Annotated in this window: 17 protein-coding genes; 2 read left to right on the top strand and 15 right to left on the bottom strand. The window is 46.3% G+C overall.

Annotated features, from left to right (window positions below; all coding sequences use genetic code 11):
- Positions 1–24 precede the first annotated feature (24 nt).
- The 10 genes from C0638_RS18995 to C0638_RS18950 form a co-directional block, all read right to left on the bottom strand.
- On the bottom strand, positions 25–894 hold the full coding sequence (locus C0638_RS18995; RefSeq protein WP_058711885.1) for an STM4011 family radical SAM protein: 870 nt from the start codon (positions 892–894) through the stop codon (positions 25–27).
- On the bottom strand, positions 891–2,318 hold the full coding sequence (locus tag C0638_RS18990; protein WP_058711886.1) for an STM4012 family radical SAM protein: 1,428 nt from the start codon (positions 2,316–2,318) through the stop codon (positions 891–893). Before C0638_RS18990 ends, C0638_RS18995 begins: the two co-directional genes overlap by 4 nt.
- Before the next feature lie 69 nt (positions 2,319–2,387).
- Complete coding sequence (locus tag C0638_RS18985; RefSeq protein ID WP_058711887.1) at positions 2,388–3,170, bottom strand: STM4013/SEN3800 family hydrolase; 783 nt, start codon at positions 3,168–3,170, stop codon at positions 2,388–2,390.
- Complete coding sequence (locus C0638_RS18980; protein ID WP_058711888.1) at positions 3,170–4,504, bottom strand: STM4014 family protein; 1,335 nt, start codon at positions 4,502–4,504, stop codon at positions 3,170–3,172. The genes C0638_RS18985 and C0638_RS18980 overlap by 1 nt, the downstream gene beginning before the upstream one ends.
- Before the next feature lie 67 nt (positions 4,505–4,571).
- Positions 4,572–5,414, bottom strand: a complete 843-nt coding sequence (locus C0638_RS18975; protein ID WP_013371568.1) for an STM4015 family protein — start codon at positions 5,412–5,414, stop codon at positions 4,572–4,574.
- A gap of 223 nt (positions 5,415–5,637) precedes the next feature.
- Positions 5,638–7,104 (bottom strand): efflux RND transporter periplasmic adaptor subunit, encoded by a 1,467-nt coding sequence (locus tag C0638_RS18970; protein ID WP_040103532.1) that lies wholly within the window; start codon positions 7,102–7,104, stop codon positions 5,638–5,640.
- A gap of 71 nt (positions 7,105–7,175) precedes the next feature.
- Positions 7,176–8,693, bottom strand: coding sequence for a DHA2 family efflux MFS transporter permease subunit (locus C0638_RS18965; protein ID WP_016822117.1), 1,518 nt, complete (start codon positions 8,691–8,693; stop codon positions 7,176–7,178).
- A gap of 15 nt (positions 8,694–8,708) precedes the next feature.
- Positions 8,709–9,362: an HlyD family secretion protein gene (locus tag C0638_RS18960; protein ID WP_013371571.1), complete on the bottom strand. Its 654-nt coding sequence runs from the start codon at positions 9,360–9,362 to the stop codon at positions 8,709–8,711.
- 358 nt (positions 9,363–9,720) lie between these two features.
- The gene (locus C0638_RS18955) at positions 9,721–10,533 is read right to left on the bottom strand and encodes a hypothetical protein (RefSeq protein WP_040103531.1); all 813 of its coding nucleotides are present in this window, start codon (positions 10,531–10,533) and stop codon (positions 9,721–9,723) included.
- Between the two features lie 20 nt (positions 10,534–10,553).
- The gene (locus C0638_RS18950) at positions 10,554–11,012 is read right to left on the bottom strand and encodes a flavodoxin (RefSeq protein WP_016822119.1); all 459 of its coding nucleotides are present in this window, start codon (positions 11,010–11,012) and stop codon (positions 10,554–10,556) included.
- Between the two features lie 449 nt (positions 11,013–11,461).
- On the opposite strand from C0638_RS18950, the gene C0638_RS18945 reads away from it, so the two are divergent.
- Positions 11,462–12,325 (top strand): class I SAM-dependent methyltransferase, encoded by an 864-nt coding sequence (locus C0638_RS18945; protein ID WP_013371574.1) that lies wholly within the window; start codon positions 11,462–11,464, stop codon positions 12,323–12,325.
- Positions 12,326–12,333: 8 nt separating this feature from the next.
- A complete protein-coding gene (locus C0638_RS18940; protein WP_013371575.1) occupies positions 12,334–13,080 on the top strand; it encodes an RluA family pseudouridine synthase in 747 nt (248 codons plus the stop codon).
- Positions 13,081–13,173: 93 nt separating this feature from the next.
- Here the strand turns inward: C0638_RS18940 and C0638_RS18935 are convergent, their stop codons facing one another.
- The 5 genes from C0638_RS18935 to parE form a co-directional block, all read right to left on the bottom strand.
- Complete coding sequence (locus tag C0638_RS18935; RefSeq protein WP_044785169.1) at positions 13,174–14,676, bottom strand: DHA2 family efflux MFS transporter permease subunit; 1,503 nt, start codon at positions 14,674–14,676, stop codon at positions 13,174–13,176.
- Positions 14,660–15,145, bottom strand: coding sequence for a MarR family winged helix-turn-helix transcriptional regulator (locus C0638_RS18930; protein ID WP_013371577.1), 486 nt, complete (start codon positions 15,143–15,145; stop codon positions 14,660–14,662). The genes C0638_RS18935 and C0638_RS18930 overlap by 17 nt, the downstream gene beginning before the upstream one ends.
- A gap of 217 nt (positions 15,146–15,362) precedes the next feature.
- A complete protein-coding gene (locus C0638_RS18925) occupies positions 15,363–15,833 on the bottom strand; it encodes a MarR family winged helix-turn-helix transcriptional regulator (protein WP_013371578.1) in 471 nt (156 codons plus the stop codon).
- A gap of 275 nt (positions 15,834–16,108) precedes the next feature.
- The gene (gyrA, locus tag C0638_RS18920; protein WP_013371579.1) at positions 16,109–18,571 is read right to left on the bottom strand and encodes a DNA gyrase subunit A; all 2,463 of its coding nucleotides are present in this window, start codon (positions 18,569–18,571) and stop codon (positions 16,109–16,111) included.
- 22 nt (positions 18,572–18,593) lie between these two features.
- Positions 18,594–20,573: a DNA topoisomerase IV subunit B gene (gene parE, locus C0638_RS18915; protein ID WP_013371580.1), complete on the bottom strand. Its 1,980-nt coding sequence runs from the start codon at positions 20,571–20,573 to the stop codon at positions 18,594–18,596.
- Positions 20,574–20,588: the final 15 nt, after the last annotated feature.

The following is a 20,588-nucleotide window of genomic DNA, read 5'->3' as shown; positions in this document are numbered from 1 at the left end:
GGTTCTTTTTCTGCTCTTTTCTCTCTAATAGATCGTCATGGTTGTACGCGGCACCCTTTCAAGCAAACCACTACCATACATTTCCCGAAATGGCTGCTCTTCCATATGGATATAACCGATATAACAGCCACATTCTTTCATCCGGCACGGACGCTGAGCACTCAGCCCCTCCAGACCGTCTCTGTACAGGTGCCCAATCACACGTCGATCCTGATAGCAGTGTTTTACTCGCCCGTCACCTTGGACGTAGAATACATCTGCTCCCGCGCGACATGCTCTCCCCTGGCTGCTATAATCCTTTAAATTCCATTGAAAATAGGGATCTATCTCAGTTAAATCGGCAACCTCGGCATCCGTATAATAATGTGGTCGGTCCTTGTAGGCGTTGATCCACATATAAACTTCTTTTGGAAGTTGCGCCCGCAAGGAACGAATAGCCGGGAACACCTGTCTCAATCCAACTGTACCGACACTATAGGAAATGCCAAGTTCATATAGCTTCATAGCCTGCGATATAAAAGCTTGCTCTTTGGTTTCTCCAGGATGATAAGTAGCCCACAGTGCAGCCGTATCTGGATTTAATTCGTTTGTCCAATCCAGCTTAGCCGATAGATTCGTCTGCACCGCCACTTTTTCCACATGCGCCATGTGAGAAAACTCAATCATAGCCTTACGATACCAGGAATGAATCAAGGCTTCTCCGTACGGATTAAAAAAAATGGAGAGCTGGTGCCCTAAAGCCCCCTGCTCCCGTACCCAATCAGCAAAACGCTCCAACTGCGCCCGATCCTTGTTCAACGTTTCCCGACTATCGACGTTTTTACTGAATGGGCAGTACGGGCAAGCATAGTTGCATGAGGTCAACGAACCACGATAATATAAGGTCGCTCTCATGCGCCTACATATCCTTCCATACGCTCGCGTACTGATGTGGAGATCATCCAGTCTCCAATCGCATCGGAATAGGCCATTCCTTCCTCCGTAAGTCGAAGCGTGCCCTCCTCGACCACAGCCATACCCGATTCCAGTAGCAGCGACATTCCTGTAAAATCGTCTTCCAGGGATACACCAAAGCGCTCTGCATAGGCACATAGCTCCAAACCTTCCCGATGAAGAAGCGCCTTCAGGATAAAGCGCCGCTTACGCTCATCCGCATTTAAAATAAAGCCGTAGTCAGCCAGATCATGACGCTCCGCCGCCACATAATCCGCGATAATACTACGTGTAGCTGCTGTACTGACACCATACCGGCTGGCATAGTGTACATCGCGTGTATAAGAGCGTGCACCACACCCCAATCCAGCCATGCCCTCCTCCTGGCAACTGTAGGGTAAAAGCTCTTTGCTAGATGTACCCTCATTTTTAGCAAAACGGCGCATGGAATATTGTACATATCCTGCCTGTTTGAGTCGTTCGCGCGCTACTTCATACAAGCTGAGGCGAATATCATGATCCAGCCCAGTATAGCCAGGCTTTAAAATCGTATTTTCACGAATGTATAACGGGTAAAGAAAAATCTCTCCTGGCGAATAGGACAGGGCTTCCTCGAGAGAATACAGCCAGGTTTCCACCGTTTGACCAGGCAGACCATAGATCAGATCCACGTTGAGCAAAGGAAAATTGTATTCTACCAGCCGCTCAAGTGCATCTCTAACAAGCTTGGGCTTCTGAGGTCGGTATATGGCGGCACTTTCTGATTCCACAAAGCTCTGGATTCCCATGCTGACACGGTCTGTACCGCGGCGCTTGAGCACCTCCAGCCTATCCTCAGTTACAGTATCGGGAGAGGTTTCGACTGAAATAGAAGCTCGCTTGGGGTCCAATCCCATAATATTTTCTGCAATGTCAAATAAACGCTCCACCAAAGGAGCCTCCAATAAGGTCGGCGTACCACCGCCAATCGCAAAACGCGAAAAAGGCCGACCGCCCATAATTGGGGCCCATTGCCGAGCTTGTCTTTCTAGCGCATCCACATACTCCTTGTGCACATCCTGGCGCTTATCCGGTAAAGTGAACAGGTTACAAAATCCACAGCGAGCTGCGCAAAACGGTATATGCATATACAAAAAATAGCTTTCCAACTCTTCTTTCTCCCACAATTCCTGCAATGAGAGCGGTGTATCGAACGAACGATAGGCCGTTTTATGCGGGTAAGAGTACAGATAGGAGCGATAGGGAGCTTCTCGGATCGTACGTGCCCATTCTACAGGAGTATCCGGCCACTGAAATCTAGTCGTTACTAATTTTGTGTCCATTCCTGGAGAAGTTTGGGTTGCTGCGCCCATCGGATGTAGGTGATTCAGATTCATGGCTTTCATTTCTGCTCCTTTCTCGCGCTGGATTGGATTCTTGATCATTTATCAGTGCAAACTACTTTTCTTTTTGTCCTACAGTATAAAATCGCGGTAAGGCACATTCCACACTACCTCATGCGCCAGACGATGCCCTTCGTAGCCGTCTTCGCCATAAGCTGTACCATGATCGGAAAAAGCCATGCAAAACGTCTTGCCACGCTTACGCAAAGCATCAAACAAGCGTCCAAGTTCACCATCCACATACCGCAAAGCTGCTCGTTGAGACTCTACTGAATCTTTTGAAGAGCCCTTTACAAAATAATGATTAGGCCCATGGATTGCTGATACATTCAGAAACAAAAACAAGCGCTGTGCAGGGTCTGCCTTTTCCAACAGCTTCAAGGCATGATTCACCTGATGCTCTGTTGAACGAGGGTTGGTAACGCCAAAGTTCATGCGCCAGTAGCTCTCTTGAAAATATCCGGGCAGCACCTTGGCCAGCTTGTTCTTCTTCGTGAAAAAAATAACGCCACCGATACAGATCGTCCGATAGCCCTCGTTCTCTAGCCCGGACACAATGTCCGGAGCATCGAACAGCCAGGTATGTGGATGCGTTCGCAGTCCCGTATCCTTTGTGTGAAACAGCCTGACATGTGAAGCCTTATCCGTATTGGCTGGAGTCGGTAAAAATCCGCCAAAAAAAGCATGGTGTGCAGCATATGTAAAGCTCCCTGGTGTATGGCGCTTTTCCCACGACCCGGAGCCGCATAAATTCGGGCAGTTTTCTTCCTCCAGCTTGGCTACGTCATAACGCAGGGTATCCAGTGTAATCATGACAATATCATGAGAGCCGACAATTTGATTCATATCAGTCATTATCTGTCTTTCCTTTCCAAAACTACGCTCCTATTAGCAAGGTGCAGCATTTCCCATTCATATGGATTCCAACCCTGATACTCAACCCGATACAGTAAATCACCGAACGGATTAACATCCAATACATAGGGACAACCACCGTGAGCCGGAACGAGCACATCCAGTCCAGCAACCATAGATGCCGGAAAAACCCTCATGGCGGCTTTTGCAGTATGCTGGACCGATTCTACCGTATTCTGTGGTAGTCCGGCTTCCTCCAGCAAGAGTCGCTCATTACGCAAATGTAGATTTGTAATGGGGCTGTGACTCAAACGTAAAACCGCATGACAAGCTTCTGATTCACACACGAGTTGACGCACATCATAAACACGTCCGTTCAGGATCGCTTTGGGAATCCAGCGTTCCACATGTACCCCTTCCAAACATAGCCAGTTAAGGATGGCATGAATGTCCTGCTTGTCTGTATAACGACGCAATCGTCCGGCATTATAATACACACGCTGTCCGTGTATGATCTCTGTTCCAATCGTAGTTACCGCCAGCTCTGCATGTGTCTGGGGATGTACCTGATATGCCATAACACCAGAAGCACCTGACCCGCAGAATATTTTCACAAATACGCGGTGAAACCCACTCTCTTTCATAGCTGTATGCAGATCGACAGCATCACGAAATACACCGCCTGAAGCTGTAAGCACAGGCGGGACCCTGATGTCTGCCTGGTCTAATACGGCGCTACAACGCCGTTTGTCAAACATGACGGCTACTTCCGCAGGATCGTTCATCCAGCGTGACGAAGGCCAGAGCCGATCTACTTCATGCCGCAGCCAAGCCAGCAGACGGCAATAGCCCCGGAACCATTGTGCCGGGTGCCAAATGCGACCATGCTGCTCCTGCAAACGGCGCGCTTCTGCCGCCAGTATACCTGTGCCATGTGCCCATTCCGGCCATGGCAACAAAGAATCGTCTCCCTCGGCATCCGGGGCGCCCAGAGCAATCAATTCCCGCTCTACCTCAAAGTTTTCGCCCGGTGCATCCAGACGTAGCAGCGGACCACTGTCCAGCCGCCCTGCCAGTAGTTGATCAATGCTCTCTTGTACATGGACACTGCCATTCACGCTATCTTGCGCAGCTTGTGCAGCTATCCTGACCATCAGTTCGCTCAGACTGTGCTTCTCTCGAATGGCCCACAACACATCTGTATAGGAAACCTCCAGAGCTGGCGGAAGCATTAATCTGCTTCGTGCTTTCTGCAGCCCCGTAGTTCGACGATTCCCCGAATTACCGAACAAGATAAACGGCTCGTTGACATTACTATCCCACATCTTCATCATAGAGCCGCCTCACTTTTATTCTTTTTAATTTTAAATTCAATCCGTTTTAGAAATCCATTGGAGCAAATTACTCTGTCAGTGATGGATAGCGCCAATCATCTTCTTCATCTGCTTCTTGTTGATCTTCTACGTTCACAGATAAACCTGAGTTTTTCCAGCGTTCCATCATTTCACTAGACATATAATGATAGCTCAAATCCAGATGTTTTAGCCCTTTTATACTTTCACTAGCCAGCAACGCTTCTGCACCTTGATCAGACAATGTACCTTGTGAGAGATCTAGCACTTCCAGTTGTCCAATCACAGGGGCATTAGCAGCAGCAATGGCAATTTCATCCTGTATCTCACTGTCTTTGAGTCCCAAGTATGTAAGTTTGGGAAAAGGATTGCTGTCTAAAAACGGTAAAATATCTTCCAGTTTACCGTCAAAACCATAATCCTCGACACCCAAATACAGCTCCAGCTTGCGCAGTTCAGGCAGTTCGGCATTACGGATTTGCTGAAGGACGCTCACAGGCAGACCGCCACAAATAATAACTAATTCTTGAAGATGATTATGGCGAAGTGGTTCCAAGCTCAGGTCCTGGCTTCCTTTAATATGTAAGGATTCAAGCTTTGGAAACGCTTCTAACAGCGGCGACAGATTCGTTTGGTTAATCCATGATACCTCACACTCATCATATTCCATATCACCAATAAACAGCTTGCGTACCTTAGGAAATTGATCTTTTAGCTTCACTAACACTGGTATAAAATCATCTGGTGAATTTTCATAGGCGCCGCCCCAATCTCCAATGATCAGATCCGTAACTTGGGCACTCTCCGGCTTGGCTGCCAGTTCCTCAATAGATTTAGCCATCGTTTGGCCATTCTCATAAGCTTCATAATCTACAACCAATTTCACTTCCATCTCACAATTCCTCCGATCGCTTGTCTGAGATCTCGTAAACTATCTATTTCCAATTTAGTCTATCCTATTCTACCAATGTTCGTCAAAAAAAGTCCCAGATCGACATTAATCCTATGTAAAATGTGCAAATGAAGTAAAAACAAGACAGCCCACTTACGGGCTGCCTTGGAATGTATCCATAATAAATTTCTACTATTATAAAGAACGCAAGTTTAGAACCAAGTTATTGGGTAATTGTAATCGGTGAGTTATCGGACAGCAATGCCAGATTATTCACGATCACATTCTCTTCCTTGCTCAAGCCACTGGTAATGAGTGTTTGTGAACCTGTCGTTTGAACAGTCTTCACTTCCTTGCGTTTCGCATGGTCGCCGTTTACCACATATACATATTCTTTACCTTGATCCTTTTGCACTGCCGCAGTAGGAACAACAATACCTTCTTGCGCATTGGCAGCGACAAAGCTGATATCAGCCAACATGCCGGATTTCAGTTTCATATCTGGATTGGCTACTGAGATTTTTACAGGATAGCCTTTTCCGCTTGCATCCAACGGGCTTACATTTTTGACTGTACCTGTTGTTACAATGTTGGAAGCTGCAACACGAACCTGCACCTTGTCACCTGCTTTTACATTGTTGATCTGTTCCGCAGGGACATAGATCAATGTATTGACCGTACTCAGGTTAGCAATGACAAGCGCAGGAGACTGAGCGGATACCATTTCGCCCACTTCTGCATTTTTCGTACCCACAATACCGTTGATCGGTGATGTAACAACGGTGTCATCCAATGCATCCTGAGCAATGTTTACATTCAGTTGTGCCTGCTTAAGAGATTGTTGGCTAGACTCAATGCCAGCCGTATTTTGAGATACTTTAAGTTGATTTTGCGCATTGCTGTAGCCGCTGTTAGCATTACTGTAGCTATTTTTTGCTGACTCATAGCTGTTGCGGGCTGTAGTTAGGGCCTTTTGAGCCGCTATCAATTGATCTTTTGCATTAGCCTGCGCATTTTGTGCATTATTATAAGCCGCTTCCGCATTCACAACTGCGGTTTTTGCTTGTTCTAATTGTGCTTGGGTGCTCGCACCAGCATCAAACAGACTTTGTGTACGGGTTACATTCTTTTGTGCATCTGCCAATGCTTGCTGTGTTTGTTTCACCGTATTGGCTGCCGAGGAGACACTATGTGTCGCTTGTTCTACGGCTGTAGTTGCTTGATTAATAGCTCCCTGAGCCTGATTGATTGCACTTTGGGATTGAATCACACCGCTTTTGGACTGCACTAAGCCCGAAGTTGCTTGAACCATCGTTGATTCATGGGATGCTTGAGCGGTGCTTACGCCTGCTGCTGCTGCGGCGGCGGCGGCACGGGCTTTTGCAACATTGTTACGCATATCCTTATCGTCAAGCTTGAATAGTACTTGACCCTTTTTAACCTCAGAACCAATATCCACAGGCAGCTCAACCACTTTACCGCCTACTTTAGGCACAATATTGACTGTTTCCGAAGGAGTTACCGTACCTGTATAAATATTGCCCTGTCCGATAATCCCCTGCTGTGCTTGACTAATTTTAACCGGTACGACCATGTCCTGAGCCGCTCCGCTATTACTGGAGCAGCCTGCCAGCACTGCGCCGCCGAGGACTAAAGCCGCTAATGTACTTTCTACTCTCAATATTTTCATGATAATTCCCTTTCTTTCTGTCCGTGGAAATAATGTAAGCCATCCAGTCGATATTTTTGTATTTCTCTTTATTAAGCTTCCGGCTGTGTCTTTGCTTTCTTCCTCTGAATAAACAAAAAGATGAGTGGAATCGTGCAAAACAGCGGTATAGATGAAATGAGGAACGTATCCCCAATTCCTCTCGATGTAGCATCCAGTGTGATTAAACTACTTATGGATGACATCCATGAGCTACCCAATGTCGCTTGTAGCGTATGAGCCGAGTCTTGTGTAATGGACTCCGAAATTTGCTGGGCATGGGCAGCTGAACGGCTTTGCATAATGGCGGTCAGTACCGCAATCGCCATAGATGCAGCCACGGTACGTACCAGATTGGACGCTGTAGACGCATTGGCTACCTTGCTCGGATGAACAGCATTCATGCCGACCGTGGACAATGGCATCATGCAAATACCAATTCCCAGACCCCGTAATGCCATTACGGTTTCCAACCAGGCATGCGAAGTATCTGGCGTAAGCTGATGAAGATGATAGGTCATAAAGCTGGTTAACGTCAGGCCCACAAGTCCCAAAGGCACAATGCCGAACTTATCGAACAGCTTCCCGGCAATAGGCATCATCGCCGCCATGGCAATGGCCTGTGGAATGAGGATAATACCAGTATCAATCGGTGACACGCGCTGAATATTTTGCAAAAATAACGGTGTTAGGAACGTTCCTCCGTACATCCCCATCATGACCAGACTGGAGGCGATAACACTAATCGTATATTTTGAATTCTTGAATAATGAAATTTCAATTACAGCATTATCCTTGCCGCTTTCTACATAGATGAGAAAGACAAGTGCCCAGAAAGAAATAAATAGTAGAGATACAATCCCAAAAGAAGTCCAGCCATCACGCTGGCCGTTTGTCAGTGCGTACAAGAGTGTTCCTGCACAGGTTGCCGCCAGTAAAAATCCTGGCAGATCAAACGGTTTCGGCGTAACCTTAGGCGGCTCCTTGATGAGAAGGATGACCATTAAAATGGCAAATAAAGCAACCGGCAGACTGACAATAAACAAGAAACGCCAGTTAAACCATTCAATTAAGTAGCCACTCAGCGTAGGCCCTACAGCTGGTGCGGCCATTGCAGCGATACCCCATATACCAAGGGACATCCCGATTTGTTCACGCGGCATAATTTTGTAAATAATCGTCATACTCAGCGGCATAATGACACCGCCGCCCAGACCAGCCAATACACGCGCTGCAATCAGGGAAGAATCACTCCATGCAAAAATACATATTCCTGTCCCCAGCGAGAACACGCTGAGCGCAAGAATCAAAAACTTTTTGTATCCGATACGCTGCTCCATATATCCGGTAATCGGAACGATTACGCCGGATGCAAGCGTGTAACCTGTAATAACCCACTGAATACGTGTCGTCGTTGACCCTAAATCCGTCGTCAATCGTGGAATGGCAACATTGATCAGACTGTTGTTCAGAATGGCGACAAAGGCGCCTAAAACGATAGCAAAAAAGGCAAGCCAGCGTTCTTTGGAAGAATCTGTCGAAGGAGCAGCAGCAGTTTCATTGGCAGCCACATGGACCCCTCCTTTTTAAGATGTATGAATTTTTACTTCCACGTTCGTTCCAGGGATAAGCTTCATGTCCTTCGGCTTGTTCACAGCAATTTCTACAGGTACACGTTGAGTCACCTTATTAAAGTTACCACTTGTGTTCACAGCAGGAACGAGCGAAAACACTGCATTGGAAGCTTCGCCCACTTTACGAACCTTACCCTGAATGACCTGATCGCCTGCAGCATCAAGCGTAATGTCAACAAGCTGTCCTGGTTTAATACGGTTAATATCGGTTTCTTCAATATTCGTGGATACATACAGGTTGTTCATATCAACCATAGTCGCTACAGCACTACCCGGTGTTCCAATTTCATGTTCTTTTGAATAAATCTTAATAACAGTTCCGTTAATCGGCGCACGCAGCACAGACTTGCTAATCATGCTTGCATCCAGTCCTGATACATCCTGTTCGGCAATCGGTTCATTGCGTTGCAGCACATCGCCTTCTTCAACATCAATGTGGCTAATCTCACCGGAAATTTGCGGCATCACCTTATACTGATCGGCTTGAATGCGCGCATCGTCACTTTTAACAAAGTGTGTTGCCTGATACCAATAATAGTAGCCAATAGCTCCACCACTCAGAATGAGCAGCACGATGAGAATCGGCAATACAGTTTTCTTACTCACTTGTTCCACCCCTGTTGTCCAAAAAATTTTTATTATTCAACGCTAATATTTTAAAATTGAAATATTAGGGCATTAAACCAAATCTAGAGCATAAATAAACACATGGCAGCAAGCCATGCACAAGACAGGACTTATTTATGTACGTAGGACAAACTGATCCATAGTCCACAAACCGTCTTTATTATATTTAAATATTTTCATATAACTATTGTACATTGAAATATTATAGATATATTTATCTATTCAGGCAATATAAATTTTCAGTTTTTTCAGAATTTTTTTTCACAAAAAAGAACCTTGTTTCCAAGGCTCTTTCATGAAAAGGGATAGTTTACATTTAAAGGTTCATACAATAAACCTAAGAGAAAAGCGTAGGTCCAAATGACCGATCCCTACAGTTTTTCGCCTCTCGCTCTTCCTTTTTGTCCTTATTCGCTCTGTTCTGCTGAGAACCTTGCTGCCCCATACATCCCCTACAACGACAGCGTTCTGCCATCCCATGCATATCCTCTCTGGAGTCTTTTAATAGTCGTACGTAATCCAAAGATTGCTGTAAAGAAGCCGAACCAGGAAGAAAACGAACCTTCTTGCCTTCTAGCAGACAGTATACTTCGATAAGCTGAGGGAGAGCTCCAAATGCATAATAACAAAATACATTTGTTAAATGTTGAAAAGTACTAATAACGTTAGGGTTGTAGTCCACCATATACTTTTGAATCAGTAATGAATCCGCTTGTTCTGATTGTTGCCAGGCTGCCTGAATAATCAGCGAAATATCAACCTCCAACTCAGGCACCGCTGTACAAAATTGTTCATACAACATCACAGGCACCAATAAGTCATTATTTAAGGCACATATTTTTGACAACTCGCCTGACACTTTATTTTTGACATCCCAGTAATGGAACAAGGATTCAAAACTGTTCGACTGCTTAGGCCACCACTTCTCCAGCACATACTGGACAGGGACTTCTCGCCGTACCTCTACTTCCATTCCAAAGTATTCGTTCAGCGCATGCCCTATCGCATATTGAACCCGTTGCCGCCAATTCCAACGCTCACGCCCTCGTTTTCTCTGTGATTGACGGATTGGCTGCGGAGTTCTCCACATCTCCTCAAGCTGATAGTCGTGCAGAAGAGGAAAGCCGCTTAAGCTATCGCTATTGCGCATACCTATCCCTCACTCTCTTCTCAGGACACTCCAATACCAGCCTGCGCAAATTGTCTTCCGTAAGCCCGGCAATTCTCCTTCTCATCATCGAGTGGATTGAATTCAATCTTCAGACTCTCCTGAATGACCGATGCGCCGCGTTCTTTGACTTTTTCCTCTACTAAGTCCACTGCGCCACAGAATTGTGTATAAGATGTATCTCCACTGCCAAATACAGCAGTCTTTTTACCAGACAGATCAAGCTCGTCTAGTTCCTCATAAAAATCTAAAAATTCATCAGGAAGCTCACCATCTCCCCATGTATATACACCCAAAAGGAATCCATCATATGCAAGCAATTCTTGCGCGCTGCAATCATACGAAGCCTTCAACTCCGCCTCATGCCCTGCCTGACGAACACCCTCGGCGATCAATTCCGCGATTTCCTCTGTATTACCGGTCATGCTAGCATAAGCAATCATGATTTTACCCAAGTTCATCCCTCACCTTTATTTGAAATATGGGATGCTTTCATTCCCTATTACTCAAATAATATTTGATAATGATTCTCATTGTCAAATACAAATTTCAATTATCAACTGTATTTTGGTAAACATATACGCAAAAAAGTCGCATTATATGCGACTTTTCACAATTAGAATCTATGGATAGATGTAAAAATATTATGTACGTACAACTGAATCCCTTCTTCACAAATAGAATGAAAATCGGATAGTTGTACGTACAAGTGGGATTGATTTCATTTTAATATGGAAGCGCTCTAATTACAAGTACATCCGAAAAAAATATTTTTGCTCTGTCTAACTACTTACTTATTCATGGAATCATTCGATTGTTGCTAAGGTTTGTTGTACAATAGACTCCATATGGGGATTTTACGCAGCTTACTGCCTAAATCCTGAATTGACTGCTGAAGGATGGATTGTACATGTATGTAGCACAAGAGTGGAAAGACTATGAAGTAATGGATACAGGCGGTGGTGAAAAGCTGGAACGTTGGGGCAATATTGTCCTGCGTCGTCCCGATCCGCAAATCATATGGCCTTTGACCCAGGAAACAGCGGAATGGCGGAATGTTCATGGGCATTATCACCGCAGCTCTTCCGGGGGAGGCCAATGGGATATGAAAAAGCCTATCCCCGAGCGCTGGACGATTAGCTATGGACCGCTTAAATTCCACATTAAACCGACCAGCTTCAAGCATACTGGCCTTTTCCCAGAGCAAGCAGCCAACTGGAGCTGGATGATGGATAAAATTAAAGGCGCGGGCAGACCCATTTCCGTACTGAACCTGTTTGCATACACAGGAGGGGCCACGACCGCCGCAGCGTATGCCGGAGCCAGTGTAGTTCACGTGGATGCCGCCAAAGGTATGGTGCAGTGGGCAAAGGAAAACGTTCAATTGTCCGGTCTGGCTGACCGTCCGGTGCGCTTCATTACAGACGACGTGTTCAAGTTCGTGCAACGGGAACAACGTCGAGGCAACCGTTATGATGCCATTATTATGGACCCTCCTTCTTACGGACGTGGACCTAATGGAGAAACCTGGAAGCTTGAAGAAAGCTTATATCCGTTCCTTGAATCCTGCATGAGCATCATTTCAGATCAACCCTTGTTTATGCTGATCAACTCCTACACGACGGGTATTTCACCTACTGTATTGCGTAACATGCTGAGCATGACGATGCAACAAAAGTATGGGGGCCAAATTAGCGCTGGTGAAATCGGATTGCCGATCACACGCTCAGGATTGAATTTGCCTTGTGGTATTCTCGGACGCTGGGAGGCTTAATTCCTCTTATGAATCAAGATGAACTTACTCGGCAAGAGCATGCACAGCCGAATATTCCCGTACTATATGAGGACAACCATGTCCTGGCGGTTGTAAAGCCTGTCAATGTTCCGACACAGGAGGATGCCAGCGGTGATCCCGATCTGCTGTCTTTACTCAAGGAAGATTTGAAAATCAGACACAATAAGCCTGGTAACGTCTTTTTAGGTTTAGTTCACAGGCTAGATCGGCCTGTAGGCGGAGCCATGATTTTTGCTAAGACGTCCAAAGCTGCTTCTCGCCTGTCAGAGTCGGTTCGAAGTCGTCATTTTCACAAGCTGTATACAGCTGTTCTGAATGGCGTTCCTGCGGCTCTTCAAGGCCGGCTAACCCATTACCTGCTAAAGGACAGCCGTACCAACACGGTCAAAACGGTTCGACCCGGCACGGCCGGTGCCAAGGAAGCCATTTTGGAATACCGCGTTATCGGACAGGCTGCTGGACTCAGTCTTGTGGAAATTAAGCTACACACCGGACGCTCGCACCAAATTCGCGTACAGATGCAGGCAATCGGCTGTCCACTCTATGGGGACCAAAAATATGGCGGTAATCTGAGCCGTCCTGGTCAACAGCTGGCCCTCTGGTCCTTGCTCGCTGGAGCACCGCATCCGGTCAGCAAGGAAGCGATGAGCTTCCACTCACTGCCTCCCGTCCAATTTCCTTGGAGTGAGTGGCCCTTATCGCTTTATGAGAAGATGATTACGTCGGAAAATTGAGCAGACTTACTACAAAGAACCCGCACTGCATGTAAACAAACATGCAATGTGGGTTCTCTTTTTTCACAAAAGCAAATTAAAATGTATCCATGCTTATGATGAGGAAGCCACGGTCTTCCCCTTCTCGCTGTTGACCAGTTGTTGACGGGAACGAGCGTTTTGTGCATTCGTATTTTTGATGAAAAACGCTAAAACCAAAGCTGTCACGCTCAATAGTGTAGCAATAATAAAAGCCGAGTTAATACCGTAAATCGTAGCTTGATTGCCAGCAGCCAGCATTCCCGCTTTGTCCGTAACGTTCAGTCCTTCAGATGCAACCATCGTGGTCAAACGATTGCTGGTTTGAGTAGACATTACCGTCACTAGAATTGCTGTCCCAATCGAGCCCGAAATCATACGCAGCGTATTGCCCATCGCTGTACCATGGGCATTCAATCGTTGTGGAAGCTGATTCAGTCCGGCTGTTTGGATCGGCATCATCAGCAACGACATCCCGAACATCCGTACCGTATAGTTGATTAAGAGTGTCAAATAGGTGGTTGATTCGGTTAAACGTGTGAATTCCCAAGTCGTTATAGTCATGATCAACAACCCAATTACAGACAGCCAGCGCGCTCCAATTCGGTCAAAAATAGCCCCCGTCACAGGAGACATGATCCCCATCAGAATCGCTCCTGGTAGCATTAGCATACCAGACTGGAGTGGTGTAAATCCGCGAATATTTTGCAAATAAATCGGAAGCAATATCATACCAGCGTACAGAGCCATCGTCACAATAACATTAATGATTGTCGTCAAGCTGTACACATCGTATTTAAAGATACGGAACTCCAGCATAGGCTCATCTACCTTCAGTTGTCGGACAATAAATAAAATAAGCGCAATCGTCCCGACGATGAGTGTAGACAGGACTGGAATACTTCCCCAACCTGATGTTCCAGCATCACTAAAGCCGTATAACAGCCCGCCGAAACCGAGTGTAGACAAAATAACACTGAGAATGTCCAGCTTAGGCTCGGATTGCTCGGTTACATTTTTCAGAAAAATAAATCCGATCACAATCGATATCACGGAAATCGGCAGGATAATCCAGAACAATACTCGCCAGTCATAATGCTGCACTATATAACCAGATAAGGTTGGTCCAATGGCTGGAGCAAACCCCATCGCAAGCCCCAGCGTTCCCATTGCACGGCCACGACGCTCTATTGGGTAAATGTTCAAGATAACGACCATCATTAATGGCATCATAATCCCTGCACCCGCAGCCTGAATAAGCCGACCGATTAGCAAGATACTAAAACTCGGCGCTATTGCACATAACAGCGTGCCGATTGAAAAAATAGTCATCGCACTAATAAACAATTTACGAGTAGAGAAACGGGCAATCAGGAATGCGGTCACCGGGATTAATACCCCGTTTACGAGCATAAAGCCTGTGCTAAGCCACTGAGCTATATTGGCATCTACATTCAGATCACTCATCATTTTCGGTAAAGCCACACTTATCAACGTCTGGTTTAAAATCGCAACAATTGCGCCAATCAACAGAGCGGCCACAATGGGTGCTCTGCGGACATTACCTGGTAGTGTCATTTGAGGACTGCTCAAGTTGATTCATTCCCTTCGGTGTTAATTTCATGATCATTTGTTTATGAACATCCAAGAGCAACTCTAGCTGCTCCTTCGGGATGTCCAGAATTGGCAAGACGCGCTCCATCCACATGGCGTCTACCTTTTGCATGATATCTTTTCCTTCTGGCGTAAGCGTCAGTACTAAAGATCTGCGATCATGCTCATGCCGTCCACGAGCGATATATCCCGCCTTGGTCAAGCGGTCAACCACCCCGCTCATAGAGCTGCTTCCCACATGAGCTATCTCTGCCAGCTCGGATAACCCAATATTGGGACGTTTATTTAGAATGGCCAAAGCCATGTGCTGCATCGCCGTCAGATCCAAATGCTGCTCCTCATTCCAGAAAGCATAAAATATTGTCTTGTTAACCTCCCTTACCGATTGAATAATCCGGTACACCTCAAGTCTGTCTTCCTCTCTGTCACTCACTAGAACCATCCTTCTTCCCAATACATATTCTTTACCCATATACACAAACTAGTAACTATTCGTATACGAAATGTTATTTATTTATAACTATTATTTTATCATCTCTTATGTAAAAGTCAACATTCCCCCAAATACTACCTATGCTTGAACACAAAAAAGCGCGGAAATGAATACCACGATCGGCATTTACCCGCGCATTTCTATTCGCCTTAGAAAGCTATTCTGCTCGCTCTATTTGTTCCTTTATTCCCTCGTTTTCACTGGCTGATACAGCAGTTTTCGACTTCGTTGTAATTTTCCCCAACAAATAAACCAGCAAATTCTGATTGTGCTGAGATATTCGGTTTAGCGCAGAACCCAGAAAATCGTCCCTGATTTGCAATCCACGCTCCACTTCTTCTCTACCTTGATCTGAGATAACAATCCATACAATTCTACGGTCCTTTACGTCTCTGAACCGGGTGACCAGTCGATTCCGCTCCATCCGATCCAATAGCATCGTAACTGCCGCAGGTGTGGTGGCGAGATATGGGATAAGTTGAGACGGCTTCATGCGGCCGTATTCGTTCAGAACCTCCAGCACCGTGAGTTGAGCCTCAGTTAGTGATGGAGCTAGTTGTTGCTCCATATGAACCTTGTAGTCCTTAGCCATTCTGGACCAGATTTTTGCAAATTCGGTCGTTTGCATTTTGCCTCACTCCTTTGAATAACAGGGTCAGTAAAAGCATCAATGTTACCGTATGGGCCACCGTCCGGATTGTATTTCATCACATTAAATTTTCGCCATTTCCCTTCAGTTTCCTGCCCTTTTTGGAGCATCAAATGAAAAGGGGAAGGAAGTCTCACTTCGGATTTGGAGGCAGGTCAAGGTTCGACAGCATGACGGCAAAAAGGTCCTCATTCGTGCCGGAATGGCACGTGAGGACCTCTCTTTTTCGAGCTAAAAAACGCTTGACTTTACAATTATTCTACTGTCTGCGAACTCTGAGGTTCACTACGCGGCAGCACATTTACAATTTCGTCCTTCTTCTCCACAGGAGCCAGCAGCTTGCCTGTATCTTTGCGGTCGGTTAAAGGAGCTTTTTCCGAAAGGAAGGACATCGTCTGCCCTTCTGATGTGATGACAAATAATTGAACAGCTTCACGACAATAGAAAGCAGCCACAATTCGTGTTCCGTTCGAACGCACCCGCTTGCCTTCCTTGAATTCGAAGGTGCTGATTCCTTTACCGCCTCTTCCCTGAGAAGGATAATCCAGCAGTAGCGTACGCTTACCGTAACCGGATTCGGTCAGTACCAGTACCTCTCCTTCATCCTCTTCTACCCATAGTGCTGCGACAATTTCATCGCCTTCCGCCAGTTGTATACCTTTGACTCCCGCTGAAACGCGGCCCATGGCATTAACCTCTTGCTCCTTGAAGCGTATGCTCATCCCCGCACGGGTAATCAACATAATATCCTTGCTATTGTCGCTTAACGTTACTGATAATATCTCATCGTCGCCAGCCACCTTGCAGGCTGCTACAGCACTGGAGCGCTTTGTAGCATACTCCGTAAGTTCTGTTCGTTTGACCTGTCCTTTCTTCGTTACAAACACCAGACTTTTGCCGATTTCCTCCATGTTTTTGATCGGAATAACGCTTACGATCCGATCTTCCTTCGCTAGCGAAATGACATTGACAATTGGAGTGCCCGGCTCTTTCCACTTATACTCTGGTACCTGGTGCACAGGCAGCAAAAAGTATTGTCCACGCTGGGTGAAGACGAGCAGCACATCGAGTGTATTCACGTCAAGGAACTGGGTAATGTAGTCCCCTTCTTTAACACCTGAGTTTGAACGTTCCCCGCCAGAACGAGTGAACGACAGCATACTCGTACGTTTCACATATCCATCTTTCGAGAGGGTCAGCAACACATCCTCTGCCGCAACCATGACCTCCAGGTTTACCTTAATCTCTTCTACCTCACCCTGTATCTCCGAGCGGCGGTCAATACCGTACTTTTCACGAATTTCCAGCAGTTCCTTGCGGATCAGACTGATCAGCTTGCGGTCGCTATCCAGAATAGAACGATATTGAGTAATTTTCTTCTGAATGTCAGCAAGTTCTTTTTCGAGAGTTGTAATTTCAAGATTCGTAAGACGGTACAATTGCAGAGTCAAAATGGAATCCGCTTGTCGTTCACTAAAGCCAAACATCCATTGCAAATTATTTTGTGCATCCTGACGATTTTTAGAAGCTTTAATAGCCGCGATGACCTCATCCAGAATGTTCAGCGCCTTGACTAAACCTTCCAGTACATGTGCGCGATCCTCCGCCTTTTCCAGTTCAAACTTGATACGGTTTGTGACAACCTCGCGCTGGTGAGCTATATACGCTTCCAAAATGGACTTTAATCCAAGCTGGTGTGGTGCTTTGTTTACGATGGCTACCATATTGAAGTTATAAGCCACCTGGAGATCAGTTTTTTTCAGCAGATATGCCAAAATACCTTCTGCATCCGCTTCCTTCTTCAGCTCGACAACAATACGCAGGCCATTTCGCCCGCTCTCGTCACGAACCTCGGCAATCCCTTCTACCTTTTTCTCCAAACGGATATTTTCCATAGCGGTTACAAGCCTGGATTTAACAACCTGGTATGGAATCTCTGTAATAACCAGTTGCTGCTTGCCTCCACGCAAAGACTGAATTTCCGTTTTGGAACGGATATAAATACGTCCTTTGCCTGTTCTGTAAGCATCCTTGATGCCTTCGCCACCCATAATGAGTCCGCCAGTCGGGAAATCCGGACCTTTAATAAAGGTCATAATCTCTTCTAGCTCGATCTGCGGCTTTTCCATCACTGCGATGGTGGCGTCAATCACCTCACGCAAACTATGAGTTGGAATTTCCGTTGCAAATCCCGCTGAAATCCCGCTGGATCCGTTTACCAACAGATTAGGATAACGGGATGGCAGCACAACAGGTTCCTTTGCCGAGTTATCAAAGTTATCCTTGAACAAAACCGTACGTTTTTCGATATCACGCAGCATTTCCATTGCGATCGGAGACAAGCGTGCCTCCGTGTAACGCATAGCTGCCGCAGGATCGTCGTCCTGAGAACCCCAGTTGCCGTGACCATCCACCAGTACGTGGCTCATTTTCCAAGGCTGCGCCATCCGTACCATCCCATCGTAAATAGATGAATCACCATGAGGATGGTAATTACCCATAACGTCCCCAACGGTTTTGGCGGATTTGCGATACGCTTTTTCCGGGGTATTACCCGAATCGTACATCGCGTACAGTATTCGGCGTTGCACAGGCTTTAATCCATCCCGTACATCAGGTATCGCCCGATCCTGAATTATATATTTGGAATATCGGCCAAAGCGGTCACCGACCATTTCCTCCAGATAAGCTGGCAAAAATTGCTCCGATAAGCTCATGTCTACACCTCATTTAATAGCACTACTCTACGTATTCCGTGAAATCCACGTTTTCCACGATCCAGCGCTTACGTGGATCCACCTTATCACCCATCAATGTGGACACACGGCGTTCAGCTTTGGCAGCATCCTCAATCTGAACGCGCAACAGGGTGCGTGACTCGGGATTCATTGTCGTTTCCCATAACTGATCAGGGTTCATCTCCCCGAGTCCTTTATAACGTTGAAGCTCAAAATTCCGTCCAAATTCTTTTAAGTAATTATCAAGCTGCTCGTCAGTCCAGGCATAACGAACCGTTTCGAGCTTACCCGACTTGCGGGTTATTTTATACAATGGCGGCTGAGCAATAAATATGCGTCCTGCATCAATGAGTTCTTTCATGTACCGATAAAAGAACGTCAACAACAGTACTTGAATGTGCGCGCCATCCGTATCTGCATCAGTCATAATGATGATTTTGGAATAATTGCTGTCTTCCAGCGTGAACTCTGTTCCTACCCCCGCGCCAATCGCTGCCGTAATCGCACGGTACTCATCATTTTTCATAATATCCGCCAACTTTGATTTTTCCGGATTCATCGGCTTGCCCTTTAACGGCAAAATTGCCTGGATTTTGGAATCCCGTCCTTGTTTGGCCGATCCTCCAGCCGAATCGCCTTCCACGATAAATAACTCATTACGTGTAAAATCCTTGGACTGCGCAGGCGACAGTTTGCCATTCAAATTAGAACTTTCACTGCGTTTCTTGCCAGAACGCATTTCGTCCCGAGCCTTACGTGCAGCTTCACGCGCTTTGGATGCTTGAACTGCCTTTCTGATCAAGGTTTGCGCTATCTGTGGATTTTCCTCCAAAAAGCGCTGCATTTGTTCAGATACGATGGCATCCACTGTACTCCGCGCCGAAGCACTACCCAGCTGATCTTTTGTCTGACCGACAAATTCAACCTCGGCCATCTTGACACTGATTACAGCCATCATACCCTCACGCAGATCGTTACCCTCCAGGTTTTTATCCTTTTCCTTCAACATCGCTGTTTTACGTGCATAGTCGTTCATGATACGAGTGTAAGCGGTTTTGAAGCCTGTTTCATGCGTACCCCCGCCACGTGTCGGAATGGAGTTAACGAACGAAGCAATCGTCTCTGTGTAGCCGGCATTGTATTGGATGGCAATCTCCACTTCAATGTCTTCTTTCTCGGCATTAAAGTGAATAACATCATGCAGTACATCCTTACCCTCATTCAAAAAAGAAACAAACTGACTTGCTCCACCCTCATAAAAATATTCATCTGACTTTCCGCTGCGTTCGTCTTTAAGCTGAATACGAAGGCCAGAATTCAGAAAAGCAATTTCCTGAAGGCGTTCAGCCAGCGTATCGTAGTTAAAATGAATTCCTGACTGAAAAACGCGAATATCCGGTTTAAATGTAATTTTCGAGCCCGTCTTGTTAGTATTGCCCAGCACTTCAAGGCCTGTGGTCGGTTCACCGACATGCTCCACGCCCTTCTTGTCCTGCCAATATTCAAACCGCTGACGGTGAATCTTGCCGTCCCGGTAGATTTCCACTTCAAGCCATTCCGAAAGAGCGTTCGTTACAGACGCACCTACCCCATGCAGACCCCCGGACTTTTTATATCCCGAACCGCCAAACTTACCTCCGGCGTGCAAAATGGTGAATACAACTTGAGGCGTAGGAATTCCCATTTTGTGCATTCCCGTAGGAATACCGCGCCCGTTGTCTGATACTGTAACAGAACCGTCCTTATGCATTGTGATATCAATGCGAGAGCAAAACTTGGCGAGATGTTCATCCACCGCGTTGTCTACAATTTCCCATACCAAATGATGCAGTCCCGAAGAACTGGTGCTCCCGATGTACATGCCCGGCCGTTTGCGAACTGCCACAAGCCCTTCGAGCACTTGAATGTCGTCCGCGCCATATTCTGAAGCTCCGTTCTGTGTACCGGAAGCTCCCGCAGACAAGTCGATTTTGTCGACCATTCATGCTCCCCCTTT

Origin of the sequence: Paenibacillus sp. lzh-N1 (assembly GCF_002872435.1) — a bacterium.
GTDB lineage: Bacteria > Bacillota > Bacilli > Paenibacillales > Paenibacillaceae > Paenibacillus > Paenibacillus polymyxa_C.
The sequence above is the reverse complement of the archived record's forward strand: the minus strand, read 5'-3'. Positions and strand labels throughout refer to the sequence as shown.